This window comes from Neptunicella sp. (genome assembly GCF_048268085.1).
Taxonomy (GTDB): Bacteria; Pseudomonadota; Gammaproteobacteria; order Enterobacterales; family Alteromonadaceae; genus Neptunicella.
Map to the genome: position 1 here is coordinate 101,242 of NZ_JBLWWF010000009.1, position 14,956 is coordinate 116,197.

13 protein-coding genes are annotated in these 14,956 nt (G+C 43.0%); 8 read left to right on the plus strand and 5 right to left on the minus strand.

Going from position 1 to position 14,956, the window contains the following annotated elements; translation table 11 throughout:
- Positions 1-139: 139 nt before the first annotated feature.
- The 7 genes from ACTD55_RS09295 to ilvN all read left to right on the plus strand — a co-directional run bounded on the left by ACTD55_RS09295 (position 140) and on the right by ilvN (position 9,628).
- Complete coding sequence (locus ACTD55_RS09295) at positions 140-2,893, plus strand: hypothetical protein (RefSeq protein WP_438864050.1); 2,754 nt, start codon at positions 140-142, stop codon at positions 2,891-2,893.
- A 408-nt stretch (positions 2,894-3,301) separates the two neighbouring features.
- A complete protein-coding gene (locus tag ACTD55_RS09300; protein ID WP_438864051.1) occupies positions 3,302-5,326 on the plus strand; it encodes an AIPR family protein in 2,025 nt (674 codons plus the stop codon).
- Between the two features lie 175 nt (positions 5,327-5,501).
- Complete coding sequence (ybaK, locus tag ACTD55_RS09305) at positions 5,502-5,966, plus strand: Cys-tRNA(Pro) deacylase (protein ID WP_438864052.1); 465 nt, start codon at positions 5,502-5,504, stop codon at positions 5,964-5,966.
- 78 nt (positions 5,967-6,044) lie between these two features.
- Positions 6,045-6,539 (plus strand): DUF4442 domain-containing protein, encoded by a 495-nt coding sequence (locus ACTD55_RS09310; protein ID WP_438864053.1) that lies wholly within the window; start codon positions 6,045-6,047, stop codon positions 6,537-6,539.
- A gap of 291 nt (positions 6,540-6,830) precedes the next feature.
- Positions 6,831-7,193 carry a DUF413 domain-containing protein gene (maoP, locus tag ACTD55_RS09315; RefSeq protein WP_438864054.1) on the plus strand — a complete coding sequence of 121 codons (363 nt, stop codon included), beginning with the start codon at positions 6,831-6,833 and terminating at the stop codon, positions 7,191-7,193.
- A 219-nt stretch (positions 7,194-7,412) separates the two neighbouring features.
- Entirely contained in the window at positions 7,413-9,131 is a 1,719-nt protein-coding gene (locus tag ACTD55_RS09320; RefSeq protein WP_438864055.1) for an acetolactate synthase 3 large subunit, read from the plus strand.
- On the plus strand, positions 9,131-9,628 hold the full coding sequence (gene ilvN / locus ACTD55_RS09325) for an acetolactate synthase small subunit (RefSeq protein ID WP_438864056.1): 498 nt from the start codon (positions 9,131-9,133) through the stop codon (positions 9,626-9,628). Before ACTD55_RS09320 ends, ilvN begins: the two co-directional genes overlap by 1 nt.
- Before the next feature lie 58 nt (positions 9,629-9,686).
- Here the strand turns inward: ilvN and ACTD55_RS09330 are convergent, their stop codons facing one another.
- Entirely contained in the window at positions 9,687-11,687 is a 2,001-nt protein-coding gene (locus ACTD55_RS09330) for an alpha/beta hydrolase family protein (protein WP_438864057.1), read from the minus strand.
- A gap of 390 nt (positions 11,688-12,077) precedes the next feature.
- On the opposite strand from ACTD55_RS09330, the gene ACTD55_RS09335 reads away from it, so the two are divergent.
- Entirely contained in the window at positions 12,078-13,295 is a 1,218-nt protein-coding gene (locus tag ACTD55_RS09335; RefSeq protein WP_438864058.1) for a glycosyltransferase family 4 protein, read from the plus strand.
- A 43-nt stretch (positions 13,296-13,338) separates the two neighbouring features.
- Here the strand turns inward: ACTD55_RS09335 and ACTD55_RS09340 are convergent, their stop codons facing one another.
- The 4 genes from ACTD55_RS09340 to ACTD55_RS09355 form a co-directional block, all read right to left on the minus strand.
- Positions 13,339-13,542: a YwbE family protein gene (locus ACTD55_RS09340; RefSeq protein WP_438864059.1), complete on the minus strand. Its 204-nt coding sequence runs from the start codon at positions 13,540-13,542 to the stop codon at positions 13,339-13,341.
- A gap of 61 nt (positions 13,543-13,603) precedes the next feature.
- On the minus strand, positions 13,604-13,804 hold the full coding sequence (locus tag ACTD55_RS09345) for a CsbD family protein (RefSeq protein ID WP_438864060.1): 201 nt from the start codon (positions 13,802-13,804) through the stop codon (positions 13,604-13,606).
- Between the two features lie 254 nt (positions 13,805-14,058).
- On the minus strand, positions 14,059-14,466 hold the full coding sequence (locus tag ACTD55_RS09350; RefSeq protein WP_438864061.1) for a hypothetical protein: 408 nt from the start codon (positions 14,464-14,466) through the stop codon (positions 14,059-14,061).
- Between the two features lie 59 nt (positions 14,467-14,525).
- Positions 14,526-14,951 carry a GNAT family N-acetyltransferase gene (locus tag ACTD55_RS09355; RefSeq protein WP_438864062.1) on the minus strand — a complete coding sequence of 142 codons (426 nt, stop codon included), beginning with the start codon at positions 14,949-14,951 and terminating at the stop codon, positions 14,526-14,528.
- Between the last annotated feature and the right edge of the window lie 5 nt (positions 14,952-14,956).

The following is a 14,956-nucleotide window of genomic DNA, read 5'->3' on the forward strand; positions in this document are numbered from 1 at the left end:
ACAGCTATTATGAATAAAGAGGATAGATGAAGTGATTAAGCCAACATTCAAAATAATAATACTGAGCTGTTCAGTATTGTTGTTTGCTTGTCAAAGCAACGAAAGCACAGTTTCGTCGCCCCCCACAGCAACCACCAAATTGTTAAATAACCAGTTGGTTATCAGCGATGCAGCAGGCCAAAGTCAAACTTTTGGATTGAATTTCACTCTGCTATACCGTGAATCCGATCCCAAAATGAAATTGCTGCCTGCGTCCATTCCCAATGTTAAATATAACGTGCCAACCTGGCTGGCGGTGCGTCAGGACTTGGCCGATGTAAAAGCCATCAAACGTGATGCCTCCCAGTCCGGTGACGGTTTTGATGACTCAATACTGAACGGCTCTGCCGACTCCCGCACCAACAACTATTTTGCCAGTGGCCGCAATATTCAGCTCACACCCGAACATATCCAGCAGGAAGGCTCGCTGGTATTTGTCGATTATGTCGAACAGCCCGGGTTTAGTCTGCGCGCTACGGTTGATATAAGTAGCAAACCTTACCCTCTGGTTTCCTTCGAGTTAAATACTAAACAGGCGGGTTACTATTCGGTAGGCTATAGCGGTGCACCCGCTATCAGCCTGAACAAAGCCGACGAAATCTGGCAACCGATGATTTGGCAGGAAAAGAAATTTCCGGATAACAGCTATCTGACACTGGCCTATCGCGCTCCTTTACCGACTACATTGGTTAGACAAGGTCAAAGCAATATCGGTGTGCTGGCCCATCCGGATGAATTCCCTTTTAGCCCACTACCCCTGGCCGATAACAGCCGGTTTGGGATTGTATTACGCAATACACAAGGTGACGCGCAACCTATGCTGTTCGCCCCGGTAATGGGTGGAATTGAATCCCATATGGGCAGCAATGAGAAATTCCATTTCCGCTTTTATCTGGTTAACCAGCAGGCCGAACAAATTAGTGGTGCGTTTGAACATATTGCCCGTGATGTGTACGGATTCCGTGATTATCGCCACAACGAAATTGCCTCGCTGAATACCACCTTCGACAATATTGTCGATTATTCACTGTCCAGTTATGCCTGGTTTGTTGACAAGTTAAAAGGTTCAGCCTATTCCACCGATGTGCCCGGTGCGGTTAAAAATGTCACCAGTTTGTCGGCGCTGGAGCTGGCCATGGTGACAGACAATAAAACCATGTTTGAAAAACGCGCCTATCCGACGCTGGAATATATGCTGTCACGGGAAAAATTTCTGTTCAGCCTGGACCCTGAACAAAAAATTCAACATCCCTCACGTAAAATGCTGGGGCCTATTGCACCGGTGTCCGAGCTGACCTCGTTGTACAATATTCTGGGACAAAATAATCCGTTTCTGGTCACCCTGGCCAAGGAAGCCTTTAACAGTTCACGTGTACGCAATCTGGATGTCGCCCAGCAAGGCAACACCTGGTATAACGCGCTGTGGATCTACAAAAGCACCGGTGACGAGAACTTTCTGCAAAAAGCCATTGAAGGCGCCGATCAATACTTGGCTAACCGGGTAAACCAGCCGGCTGAAAAATTCGACGAGCACGGTTTTTTCTGGACCCAGTACACACCCAAGTTTATTGAACTGCTGGAATTGTATGAAGTCACCCAAGAGCAGCGTTATCTGGATGGCGCGCAAAAAGCCGCCCGCCAATACACTATGTTTACCTGGATGGCCCCCAAAATCCCTCAGCAGGATGTACTGGTGAATAAAGACGGGCTGGCTCCCATGTATTGGTACCTGAAATCCAAAGGCCATAAACAGATGTACGCCAAGGAAGAATTTGTCGCGCCCTGGAAATTATCCGAAACCGGGTTAACTCCGGAATCATCCGGAACCAGTAGCGGCCATCGCGCTATTTTTATGGCCAACTACGCGCCGTGGATGCTGCGAATCGGTTATTACAGCAATGACAGCTTCCTAAAAGAAGTGGCCAAGGCCGCCATCATTGGCCGCTACAGCAACTTCCCCGGCTACCATATCAATACAGCACGCACCACCATTTATGAAAAACCGGACTATCCGCTACACAAGCATAAAGAGTTGAGCGTGAACTCGTTCCATTACAACCATATTCTGCCGCAAGCCTCGATGTTACTGGATTATCTGGTCACCGATGTGCTGAACCGTTCGGACGGACAAATCAGTTTCCCGTCGGAATATATCGAAGGCTACGCCTATTTGCAGAACAAGTTTTATGGCCACAAACCCGGCAAGTTCTATGACGAAGAGGGCGTTAACCTGTGGATGCCAAAAGGTTTGCTGAGCATAGATAATGTCGAGCTGAATTATATTGCCGGTTATCGGGGCGATGACTTGTTTATTGCCTTTACCAACCAGTCGGATCTGATAGTTAATGCCACCGCCACCATTAACCCGGACAAGGTCAACTTGGCTGATTCGGTATCAGTAAAAAGCTGGCAACAAAACCAGTTAACCGATAAGGCCAAACTGGATGGCAACGCTTTGCGTATTCAGGTTAAAGCCCAGGGTATCACTGTAGTTAAACTGTCCGGTGCCAAAACCAAGGTGATATTCAAGGATAAGCTGCAAAAACACGGCAAGCCCATCAACAATGACTACCTTGAGATCGAAGCTGGCAATGCCCGCGCCATGCTGATCCAGCTAGGAGAACTGGGTAATCGGGCTTATATCTACCTGCGTGATGATGACAGCAAGGTATCATCCTTTGAATTGACCTATACCGATAGCAATGGTCAACAGCAAACACTATCCGATAATGAATTCCCCTACGAGCTAACGGTTGAATTGCCCGCCGAACAACGCCAACTGGAATTTAGCTTAAAGGTAACGGATATAAACAACCAGCAACATAACACCGGCCCACTGCAACTGGGCCAGTAATTCCACTCTCCCGTTTCCCCTATCCTCACCCGGCTATATTCGCCGGGTGATTTCTAACAAATGTTTTTTACCTTCGCTGTAGAAGAGTAATATAGCTTTATACTGGCGAAGGGTTGCAAGAGCTAAAAGCGGACCTTGGTAGCCCAACTCGCTACCATTTATGAAGAGTGGGGATTATCTGAGAAGGGTAGTTTAGATACGACCCTTTTTATTCATCAAGAATACGACCTAAAATGTCGTTTTACCTGCTCAAAGTTTTCACTAATCTACCATTAAATACGTTCTGGTAAGCATTACATAAATTTGCTATCAATAAGCTAAGAATCAGAGCGAGACGAATTACAGTAGAAGAATGGTCCAGTTGCTCAATATTAAATTTTTGTACACAAAATATAATTAGGACGTGTTATGGCGAGAAATGATGCCTTTTTATTAGATGGAATAATCGATGAGCGAGTAGAAAATCAGGTCCCTTCATGTAGGCGAGATGAAGCGTTTGAATACTTGGCTTTTGAGCAGTGGCTCAAGCCTTATGATTTATCAAAGGAAGAAATTTTGTTTGGATCCGTTGACGGACGTGATGACGGTGGAATAGACGGGTTTTATATATTTATTAATGGCCACCTTCTGATGGATTTGGAAGGATTTGCTTGGCCGCGTTCAGGCTCTTTGTTAGAAATACGAATTATCACGTGTAAGCATCATGAGACTTTTAAACAAGCCCCCCTTGATAATCTGGCAGCAAGTTTATCTGAGCTATTCGACTTCAGTACAAAAACCAATGAGCTGAAAGGAAATTATTCAAATGATGTTGTGAACTGTCGAGAAAATCTAAAATTTGCTTACAGAAAGTTATCCCCACGACTAAGTAGCTTCAATATATCCTACGCGTACGCATCACGAGGAAACACCCAAGACATAGGCGATGCAGTAGTTGCTCGAGCGAAACAGATATCTTCGATTACAAAAGACTTTTTTGGAAATTGTGAGGCCCAATTTGAGTTTGTTGGTGCAAGCGAACTAATAGCACTTCATAGAATGATTCCGAACTTTAGTCTAGAGTTAAAGTTTTCGGAAGTCCTTTCGAGTGGAGAACGATACGTTCTTCTTGCCAACCTCAACGATTACTATCAATTCATTTCAGATAACGGAAAATTGAGAAGATATCTTTTTGATTCTAATGTTCGTGATTTTATGGGTCTAAATCGAGTCAATGAAGATATTAAATCCACCTTAGAAAACAATGGATCAACAGATTTTTGGTGTCTGAATAATGGAGTAACATTGTTAGCAACATCTGCTAGCGTTGTGGGTGATAGTATAAATTTAGAGGACATCCAAATTGTCAATGGACTACAAACATCCGAATCAATATTTCGATACTTTGAAGCAGGTGGTATTGATAGCTCAAAACGTTCGGTATTAGTAAAAGTAATCGTTTCACAAGAAGAAGAGGTTCGAGATTCAATAATACGAGCAACAAATAATCAGACCGATGTTGAATTAGCTTCTCTCCATGCTACTGACAAGATACAAAGAGATATTGAAGATGTATTTGAACGTTCGGATTTCTATTACGAAAGAAGAAAAAACTATCATCACAACATTGGCAATCCTTCTTCAAAAACAATCACACCCCTATATCTGGCATCTGGTGTTGTTAATCTTATTCTAAAACTCCCGCAAAAAGCATCCAACCTCAAATCAAAGTTTATGAGATCAGATGAAGCGTATAACTTAGTATTTTCAGAGCACCTACCAATCAGTATTTACCCAATTGTTGCTTCAGTATTAAAAACAACTGATCAAGGATTAGAAAGTTTTCGAAGCAGGAGTGGTTTACAAGGTGAGCGTTTCCTAAAGAGATGGAGGCAGATCACGAGCTTGATTGCAGTATCAAGATTGTTTGGAAAATATGATTTTACTGGTCAAGATCTATCAGAGTTCCAGGTTTCGAGATACTCCACAGATTTGGTCGAAGAAACATGGAAATTTATAGAAGAAACATATTCATCAGATGTAGCAGATAAGAGATTAAAGGGAAAAGGTTTCTTCGTAAAGCTATGTAAAGAAGCATCTGCTGCATTTTCGATATCAAATCCAGATAGGATAGAAAAGGCGAAGGAATTTTGGGTATATACTCATGAAGCAAACCCTATCAAAGAAAGACAAAATCATGTGATAGATATGGAATTTGCACTCAAAGTGAATGAACTGCTCCCTGAGCAACCTTGGAAGCCTGGAGTAAATCGTATTGTAAAAAGTAAGCTAGGGTGCTCAAACCGTGAATATTTTGAAGCAGTTCAAATACTGATAGACGAAGGGATCAGAAATAAACAGCGTGATGGGGTCGTGTATGATTACGAAGGAAACGTTGTTGCTTTCGATAGCGAACGCGTAGATCCAAACACCATGAAGCTCTTAGATCAGTAATGACCAAATTCAAATTAAACGTACACTATTGGCAAAACACTCATTCAGTATGAATCTTTATTTTACATTCCGGTATTAAACTTTATCCCTCTGCTACTGTACCTGCCCGTATTAAAATTGTTATTTTACTCAACCGAATTTCCGTTTCTGTATAACCATTGTATCAAAGGACCCTATGACTCCCGCAATTAATGCCGCCAACAAGGCCAAGATTCGCTACCACATTCATGAATACCAGCATGATCCGGATAACCAGGCGTTTGGGCTGGAAGCGGTGGAAAAGCTGAATCTGAATGCGGCGCAGGTGTTTAAAACCCTGGTTGCCCAGCTGGATAACGGCAAGCTAGCAGTGGCGGTAGTGCCGGTATCGGATAAATTGAATTTAAAACAGTTTGCCAAGGCCTGCGGTGTCAAGAAGGCGGCAATGGCGGATAAAGCCGATGTACAACGCAGCACTGGTTATGTGCTGGGTGGGGTGAGCCCTCTCGGGCAAAAAAAATCACTGTTAACTATTATTGATCATTCGGCCACACACTTTGAGCACATATTTGTTAGCGCGGGGAAACGCGGTCTAGAAATTGCGTTATCGGCCAACGATCTTGGTCGCTTAACCAACGGGCAATTTGCCAACATTGTATAACAATACGATCGGTTTATATTGCATCCCAGACAGAGAATAGGCACACTATCAACTGGTCTAACCAGAGGTAACGTTATTATGTCAGCTCCCAATCCATTGCGAAAGTTTGTCGATAAAGTTAATCATTATCCTAATTGGCTTAGCAGCAGATTAATGACATGGTTATTTCGTCACAAAGTAAAACTGGCGGGCACCTGCAAAATCGACATTCTGTCCACTGACGGTAAAACTGTCACCTTTCGTCAACGTAATATTCGTAAAGCTCAAAATCATATTGAGAGTATTCATGCCGCAGCGATGATTTTATTAGCCGAATCTGCCACCGGTTTTATCACCGGCATTAATTTACCGGGCGATAAACTCCCTTTAGTTAAACAGATGGATGTAAAATTTGTGCGCCGTTCGAGTGGAGATATGACTGCCACGGCAACTCTTACTGATGAACAAATCACGCTAATGCAGCAACAAGAAAAAGGCGAAACCGTCGTTAAGGTGGAAGTAACCGACGCGAACGGTGACACTCCAATAGAATGCAATATCATCTGGGCATGGATCCCAAAACGCAGAGGATAAACACCTGCGTTAATCCCTTTCCTGCTGATCTTGATCCCTGCAACACATTCCCCTGTACACCCCTTTTATGCGCTGTTTTGGCGCACTATTTGACTGCCTCCAACGGGGACTTTTTTACCCGTAACGTTGACATTCCAATAAGGGTCATTTTTCTTTCATAAAAATAGTTCTAAAAATAGTTGACAGATTACCAATTTGGGCATATTTAACACTGGAACGAAGCGGTTCGACCAGCACAATCGGTCGAGCATCTTCACGGTTGTAATTCCTAATTTTGTTGGGGATGCCGAAATGGCAAAACAAACTAGAGAAACTTTACTTAAACAAATCTTTAATGATTACAAAAACTATCCATATGGTTTTTCTCGCTCCGGTGATTTTTCTATTAAAGAAAGTCAGGCGTTAAGCAAATACGGCCAGTTAATCTGTGCATTATTAGATGGGGTTATCGAACCGTCTAATAAAGAAGATGCATCGTTACTTGCTGTTGCGCTAGGCCAGCAAGAGCCGACTAGCGTCGCTGAAAAAGCGTGGGTAAGGTATCAACGTATTATTGAGCAGCCGAAGCCGGCCAGTATTTATGGCTCAAAACCAGCATCGATGGATGATTACTCTGTTGATAGTGCTGAATTAGAGGCTGAATACGACGATTAATATGTGGTGCCCTAACGGGCACCTTTAATCTTTTTAGATTTTTTATCTCTTATATATTCTATTATTAGTATAATTATCCTATCTTTGCCCTTTTCTGAAATATTTATCCTTATTTTAGCCTAAATTCCGTTTCAACTTTTAACTCAGTCAAGTATAGTCTGGGGTTCAAATATGCAATTAAGAGCCGCTGAAAACCAAACTGAGAGAGGAGTATAGAAAGTGGAGATGATGTCAGGCGCCGCAATGGTGGTGAGGGCGCTAAAAGATGTAGGGGTGAAACACGTTTTTGGTTATCCCGGTGGCGCAGTTCTCGATATTTATGATGCATTATATGCACAAACAGATGTAGAACATATTCTAGTTAGACACGAACAAGCTGCGGCACACATGGCTGACGGTTATGCTCGTTCAACAGGTCAAACCGGTACCGTCCTTGTTACTTCCGGTCCCGGCGCAACCAATACCATTACAGGTATTGCCACTGCCTATATGGACTCTATTCCGATGGTGGTGTTATCCGGTCAGGTTGCCACATCGCTAATTGGTGAAGATGCGTTTCAGGAAACCGATATGGTCGGTTGCTCACGGCCGATTGTAAAACATAGCTTTTTGGTCAAACGCGCTGTCGATATTCCCATGGCCATTGCCAAGGCCTACTACATTGCTAATAGCGGCCGTCCAGGTCCGGTAGTTATCGATTTACCTAAAGACATTGTTAATGTTCAAGAAGAACATCCGTACGAATTTCCCTCTTCAGTTCAAATGCGCTCTTATAATCCAACAGTCAAAGGGCATGGTAAGCAAATTAAAAAATCCGTTGAGGCTTTTAGTGCAGCCAAACGTCCGGTTATTTACGTTGGAGGTGGTGCCATTGCTGCCGAAGCGAGCGAACTATTAACCCGTTTCGCGGAAACATTAGGCGCTCCAGTCACCTCAACCTTGATGGGATTAGGGGTATTTTCCGGCGTACATCCGCAGTTTATCGGTATGCTCGGCATGCACGGTACCTTCGAAGCAAACAAAACCATGCATAATGCCGATTGTATTATTGCCCTGGGTGCCCGTTTTGATGACCGCGTGACCAACAATGTGGAAAAATTCTGTCCTCACGCCACTATTGTGCATGTTGATATAGATCCGGCTTCAATTTCTAAAACCATTGCCGCTCATATTCCTGTGGTGGGTTCTGTGGACTCGGTATTAGAACAGTTTTTTGAGCAAATGAATGATTTTGATACTCAGGCACAAACTGAAAAATTAGCCGACTGGTGGCAACAAATAAATCAATGGCGTGAAAAGAAGTGTTTGAGCTATCAAACTGATCCTGCCCAGATTAAACCTCAACAGGTTATTGAATCACTGTACAAGCACACTAATGGCGATGCTTATGTGACTTCAGATGTAGGTCAGCATCAGATGTTTGCCGCCTTGTATTATCCGTTCGATAAACCACGTCGCTGGATCAATTCCGGGGGGCTTGGCACCATGGGATTCGGCTTACCAGCCGCGATGGGAGTACAAAAGGCCCACCCTGATGCCGTTGTCGCCTGTGTGACCGGTGACGGCAGTATTCAAATGAACATTCAGGAACTGGCGACGTGTTTACAATACAATTTGCCGGTCAAAATTATTTCAATCAATAACCGCGCACTGGGCATGGTTCGCCAGTGGCAGGATATGATCTATAAAGGTCGTCATTCTCATTCCTATATGGATTCACTACCTGACTTTATCAAACTGGCTGAAGCTTACGGTCATATTGGTATTCAGGTGAATAAACCCGAAGAACTGGACGATGCCATGGCGCGCTGCTTTGCCGAGAAAAACCGCGTGGTATTTATGGATATTCTGGTGGATCAAAGTGAACATGTTTACCCCATGCAGATTAAGTTCGGAGCCATGGATGATATGAGATTAAGTAAGACGGAGCGCACCTAATGAGACGTATTCTATCGGTATTAATGGAAAATGAACCTGGTGCCTTGTCACGAATTGTCGGTGTATTCTCACAACGGGGTTACAACGTCGATACATTATGCGTAGCACCCATCGATGACGGTAGTTTGTCACGCCTGACGATCACGACTCATGGTGATGATAAGGTGATCGAACAAATCACCAAGCAAATGAATAAATTGATCGATGTACTAAAAGTCATCGACCTGACTGATGGCACCCATATTGAACGGGAATTAATGCTGGTTAAATTAGCCACCCGCAACGAACATGCCCGCAGTGAAGTTAAACGCACAGTGGATATTTTTCGCGCCCAGATTGTCGATGTCAGCACTAAAAACTACAGCATTCAGATTGTTGGCCCGTCTGACAAACTCGATGCTTTTTTACAATCAGTTAGTGATGTCGCTGAAGTGATAGAAACCAGCCGTTCCGGTGTGTGCGGTATTGCTCGAGGCGAAAAGGCTCTTAGGCCGTAATTAACATATGCTAGTCCTGACATGAGTAGATATTTATGTCAGGACTAGGCTCATTATATTAATTTAAGTAACTTGCTAAAAAAGACTCAACTTCCGAATATACCTTACGCATATCCTCCCTGTATCGAAACGGGTTATGTCCTGAATCTTCTAAGGTGATAAATTTATGCACCTTTTCCAAATCTTCTAGTGCATCGGCCATATTCTCTGATTGCTCAAAATCTACAATTTCATCTTTAGTGCTGGCAATAATGAGCATAGGTGTTTTTATTTGGGCAACAAAATTAATCGGTGAATTATCGCGTAACATTTTAGCATCTGCCACCGGATCACCAACCCGATCATAAACATAGCGTTTTATAAGTTTATCGCTATCCAGCTTGTCTTCATCAAACTCAATCATCTCGTTTAAATCAGATATACCATTTATGCTTATCGCACACGCATATAATTCTGGTGTTTTGACTGGGCCAATCAGAGCGGCATAACCACCATAAGAAATACCCACAATACAAACCCGTTTAGGATCGGCAAGGCCACTTTTCACCATGTCAGTGACGGCATCTGTCAGGTCATTTTGCATATTCTGCCCCCATTGCTTGTAGCCGGCCTCTTCAAAGTCTTTACCAAAACCGGTCGACCCCCTGAAGTTTGGTTTTAAGACTAAATAACCTCGGGTTGCTATAAACTGGGCAAAATCATCATAACTAGCACGATCTCTTGCATGCGGTCCGCCATGAGGTAATAAGACTAAAGGATAATGAAGACCATCTTTATAATTTCTAGGATAATACAAATATGCGCTGATTGGTTTTCCGTCACGCGACATATAGTTCACGGTGGTGAGTTGCGACAGCGCTGTGGTATTAATTCCTGAGTAGCCATTGCGCAAAAACGTCAGCTCATTTTTTTCACGATGATAAAGAAAATAACTAGCTGGAATATCAGCACCGCTTATCAATACGGTAGAAAGAAGGCCGTCTGTAGAACTTGAAGTAAACTGGAAGTTAGCTTCACCAACCTGAAGGGCTATTTTGTCGTAAAAAGATTGCAGCCCCGAGTCGAAAAACTTGTAGCGTATGTTATCACCATCAACAGCGTACCCGACTATGGTATCTGAACGGCGGTTAGTTAACGGGTACAAAATATCTTTGTCTGGAACGGATGCTAATATTTGTGGATGCTTGTCTTTCTCGTCATTAAAGGTAACCAATTCATAATATCCGCTTTTCTCATTCCTTTGGCGATATACCAACTTATCGCCATATAACCCTAATAAATCAGCTGTTTGGAGTTCTTGCTGTTCATCATCTTCATTATCCAGCGGTATGGAACGACTGTTTACCCAATCGTTGTCCTGATCCAGTTCAAATACATCGATACGCTTCGATATGGGCAAATAGTCTAATCTGTATAACGGATTACCTTCGTCATCACTGAGAAAAGCAAAGGTACGTTGTCCTCCAACGACAAGCACCTCAGATTCACCAGTGTATACATTAACTTTATACAGCGACCTACGTTTATTTCTCCATGCTTCCATCAATATATGCTTAGGATCATCCGGCAAAAAGTGCTTGATTCTAGACAAATTACGATTAGAACGAGTTCGCCAATCGTCATCCAGCAATACAACCGGGTTTTTGGCGTCCACATCGATCGCCAGCGTGCGACTAAACATATAATAATCATCAATATCAAAGTCGTCTTTTTCTTCCATATCCTCTTGCACCGACTCGGTGTTGTAAGGCACCAACACATGCAACAGGAGGCGTTCATCATTAGCCCAGCTAATCGCATAAGGACGAACCAAACGATCGGAAGTTTTACCGATTGTAGGATTACCGTCTTTTGCTAAATCCGAAATAGTAACAATGCGGGCTCCATCGCTATCCCGATTCCAAAGCTGGGCAAGATAACGTCCACTTGGTGAAATAACGGCTTGTTTATAATCCGCCTCTCGCAGAAAGTCTTCTAAATCCGGCACGTCAGCACAAACAATGGTGGTAAGCGTCAACCAAACGGTGAGTATTAAGTAAAGCTTTTTGATTAATTTCATTAATTCCCTCTATATGATTCCGTTTTATTAGAGCGTGTTGATCTTTGCTGTATGAATTTTGTTCTAACTAAACGCTTTTTAATCGCGACGCTTATTTGCAGGCCTAATGGATTAAGTCAAAAATAAGCAACAAAGAGTAAAAAGCGTTTAGAACGAACCCTTCGGGCAACGTTTGCGCGGCATTTCTACGGCTTCAGCACTCATTTATGTAGAACAACTACACCACATTCGTGCTTCATTGTTTAAATACCCCGCAACTCGTTGCAAAAATATACCGAAAAGATCAACACGCTCTAGTACTATAGGTAAATCTAAGCGTTAGTAATCCATTGATAATACTAGTTAAAGTATTTTCATGGAAATCTGACATTACCTTAAAAATTTATTTTTATGAAAATACTAATTATTGGCTATGTCTGGCCGGAACCGAACTCATCTGCTGCAGGCAGCCGGATGATGGCGTTAATTAACAGCTTTGTGGCTGAACAATGGCAAGTCACCTTTGCCAGTCCGGCCCAGCTCTCAGAACATCGTACCGATTTAAAAGCGTTGGATATTGATGAAGTCAGTATCGAACTGAATAACGGCAGCTTTGACGAGTTTATCCTCAAGTTAAAACCGGATATGGTGATGTTTGACCGCTTTATGATGGAAGAACAGTTTGGTTGGCGAGTAGAAAAACATTGTCCGGATGCATTACGTATTCTGGATATGGAAGACGCGCATTTTTTACGTCAGGCTCGCCAGCAGGCATTCAAAAAGCAACAAACTTTAGCTCCGCAGGACTTGCATACCGAGCTGGCTATCCGCGAAATCGCTGCCATTCACCGTTGTGATATAACCTTGGTGATTTCAAAATTTGAAATGGCATTATTGCAAAATCAGTTTGGCATTCCGGCCAGTATTCTGCATTACTGTCCTTTTATGCTCGATGGTGTGCATGCTGATAATCCTGATTTTGAGCAGCGCCAGCACTTTATCAGTATTGGTAACTTCCGCCACGAACCCAACTGGGATGCCGTATTGTGGCTCAAGCAGCAAATTTGGCCGCTCATCCGTAAACAGTTACCTCAAGCCGAGCTGCATGTTTACGGCGCTTACCCTCCCAAAAAAGCCACCGATTTACACCACCCCAAGCAGGGCTTTTTAGTCAAAGGTTGGGTAGAAGATGCCAAAAAAGTGATGCAACAGGCTCGAATTTGTTTAGCTCCATTACGCTTTGGAGCCGGACTCAAAGGTAAACTGGCCGATGCTATGCAATGTGGAACCCCCAATATTACCACCGATATTGGCGCTGAGGGATTCATCGAGGATGATCAATGGAGCGGGATAATTGCCAACGAGGCTGATAATTTTGCCGATGCCGCAGTGTCGCTTTATTCTGCCCGATCACAATGGCAACAGTATCAACAAAACGGATACGATGTGATCGAGCAACGGTTTGCCAAAGTCCTAATCCAAAAGCAATTCATTCAGCAAATTAACCATATTGTCGAAAATTTGGCTGAACATCGTCAACGCCATTTTACCGGGATGATGCTGCGCCATCACAGCATGAAAAGTACCCAATATATGGCGCAGTGGATTGAAGCCAAAAACAGCAAGTAATTGACAAAAATGAATATTTTTTAATAAATCTGTGTACGAAAGTTTAATCTTCGCTAGTATGGATTTGTTTCACCCGCCCCACTTGACCGTCCTCTAATCTCACTTTGATTCCATGAGGATGGTTAGGGGAGTTGGTTAAAATCCGTTGTACAACCCCTTGGGTTAGCGCACCGGTGCGTTGATCCTGCTTTAACACAATAGAAACTTTTATACCGGGTTGGATATTGGCGCGAATATTACCGTTCATATATTTCCTTGAAATATTTTGTTTGCGCCAGTAAAAACATATTGGCGCAAACAATATACCACTATTGCTTACTCATCCAGGCATGATACTCGGCCTTTGCTTGTTCCTCGGCTATTCCATAACGCTCCTGGATCAAGCCGACAATCTCTTCTTCGCGGCCTTCAATTTTATCCAGATCGTCATCGGTGAGTTTACCCCACTGTTGCTTGACGTTACCTTTAAGCTGTTTCCATTTACCTTGCCAAATATTTATGTTCGTCATAATCATTCTCCTGTTAACAATGTAACAATCGAGTTCATCCCGTCGCAGCGGATAACTCATTAACTGATTGCGATTTATTTTTCGCTACAGAATGTCTCTGCAACAATTAACAAGCCAGAACAATGCCAGCATTAATAATTTTATTATTTTCAATGCCTTACTATATTCAGGAAGGTTTTTAGTGTCAGATTTGCCATAAGACGAGTAACTATTACGCAACGAAGCGGTAATAGTTACCGAACAATGAATAGCAGTTACTTACAGGTCGCCATGTCCTTTGAAAGCTCGGTAATAAATTGACCGTCCTTGCCAAAATAGCGGTAGACCATAATGACTTTTAAATCGATAAAACTACGCAGATCCTTATTGGCACACAATGGGCCAATTACACTTTCTTCCATAATTGAATCGAATACGGCGACATCAAGCTGATTAGCGGTGTAATTAACCAATGTGTTGTTATAGATAATGTAATTTTTTAATGTAGCTGCTGAATCCAGTCTAGTATCAGCGTCAAGTGCCCAGGGCGCTTTAGCATTGACTTCCTTAACCACCATAGAAAGCTGTTGAGAGAGCAACCGCTGTTCTTCCGTTTGAGTTGCGTTGACCGTCCAAGTGGTTATTATCATGACCCCAACGAGTACTATTTTTTTCAAATCCATTTCATATTCCTTAAGTAATCCACCAGATAAATACCACCGATGCGATAGCGGATTTTTACTTATTCTATATCGATTGAAAAGTACTTTGCTTCGAACTTCATTCCCTTATTTAAATAAAACTGGTGTGCCGCTTGTCTGGAAACCCCGGATACCAGTCGTAACTGGGCACAGTGTCGCTGTTTCGCGAAATCCACCAGCCAGTCGAACAATTGCCCTCCATAACCTTTTGAACGATTGCCGTCGGCAGTAATCAACTCTTCAATTTCCAGATACTTTCCGGTATGCAACCACTCGGAAATCCTAAACCCGGCCGCAGATTTTATCTCGTCTCCATCTTCCAGACAGGCCAACCGATAACCGGTTTGCGATTCCATTCGCTCCACTTGTTGCAAAAACGCTTCAAGCGATAGATGGGGTCGCAGGCCAGACAACACCGCAAAACATCTGATTTTATCTGCCTCTGTTGCAACTAGCCTAAACTGCATTTTTA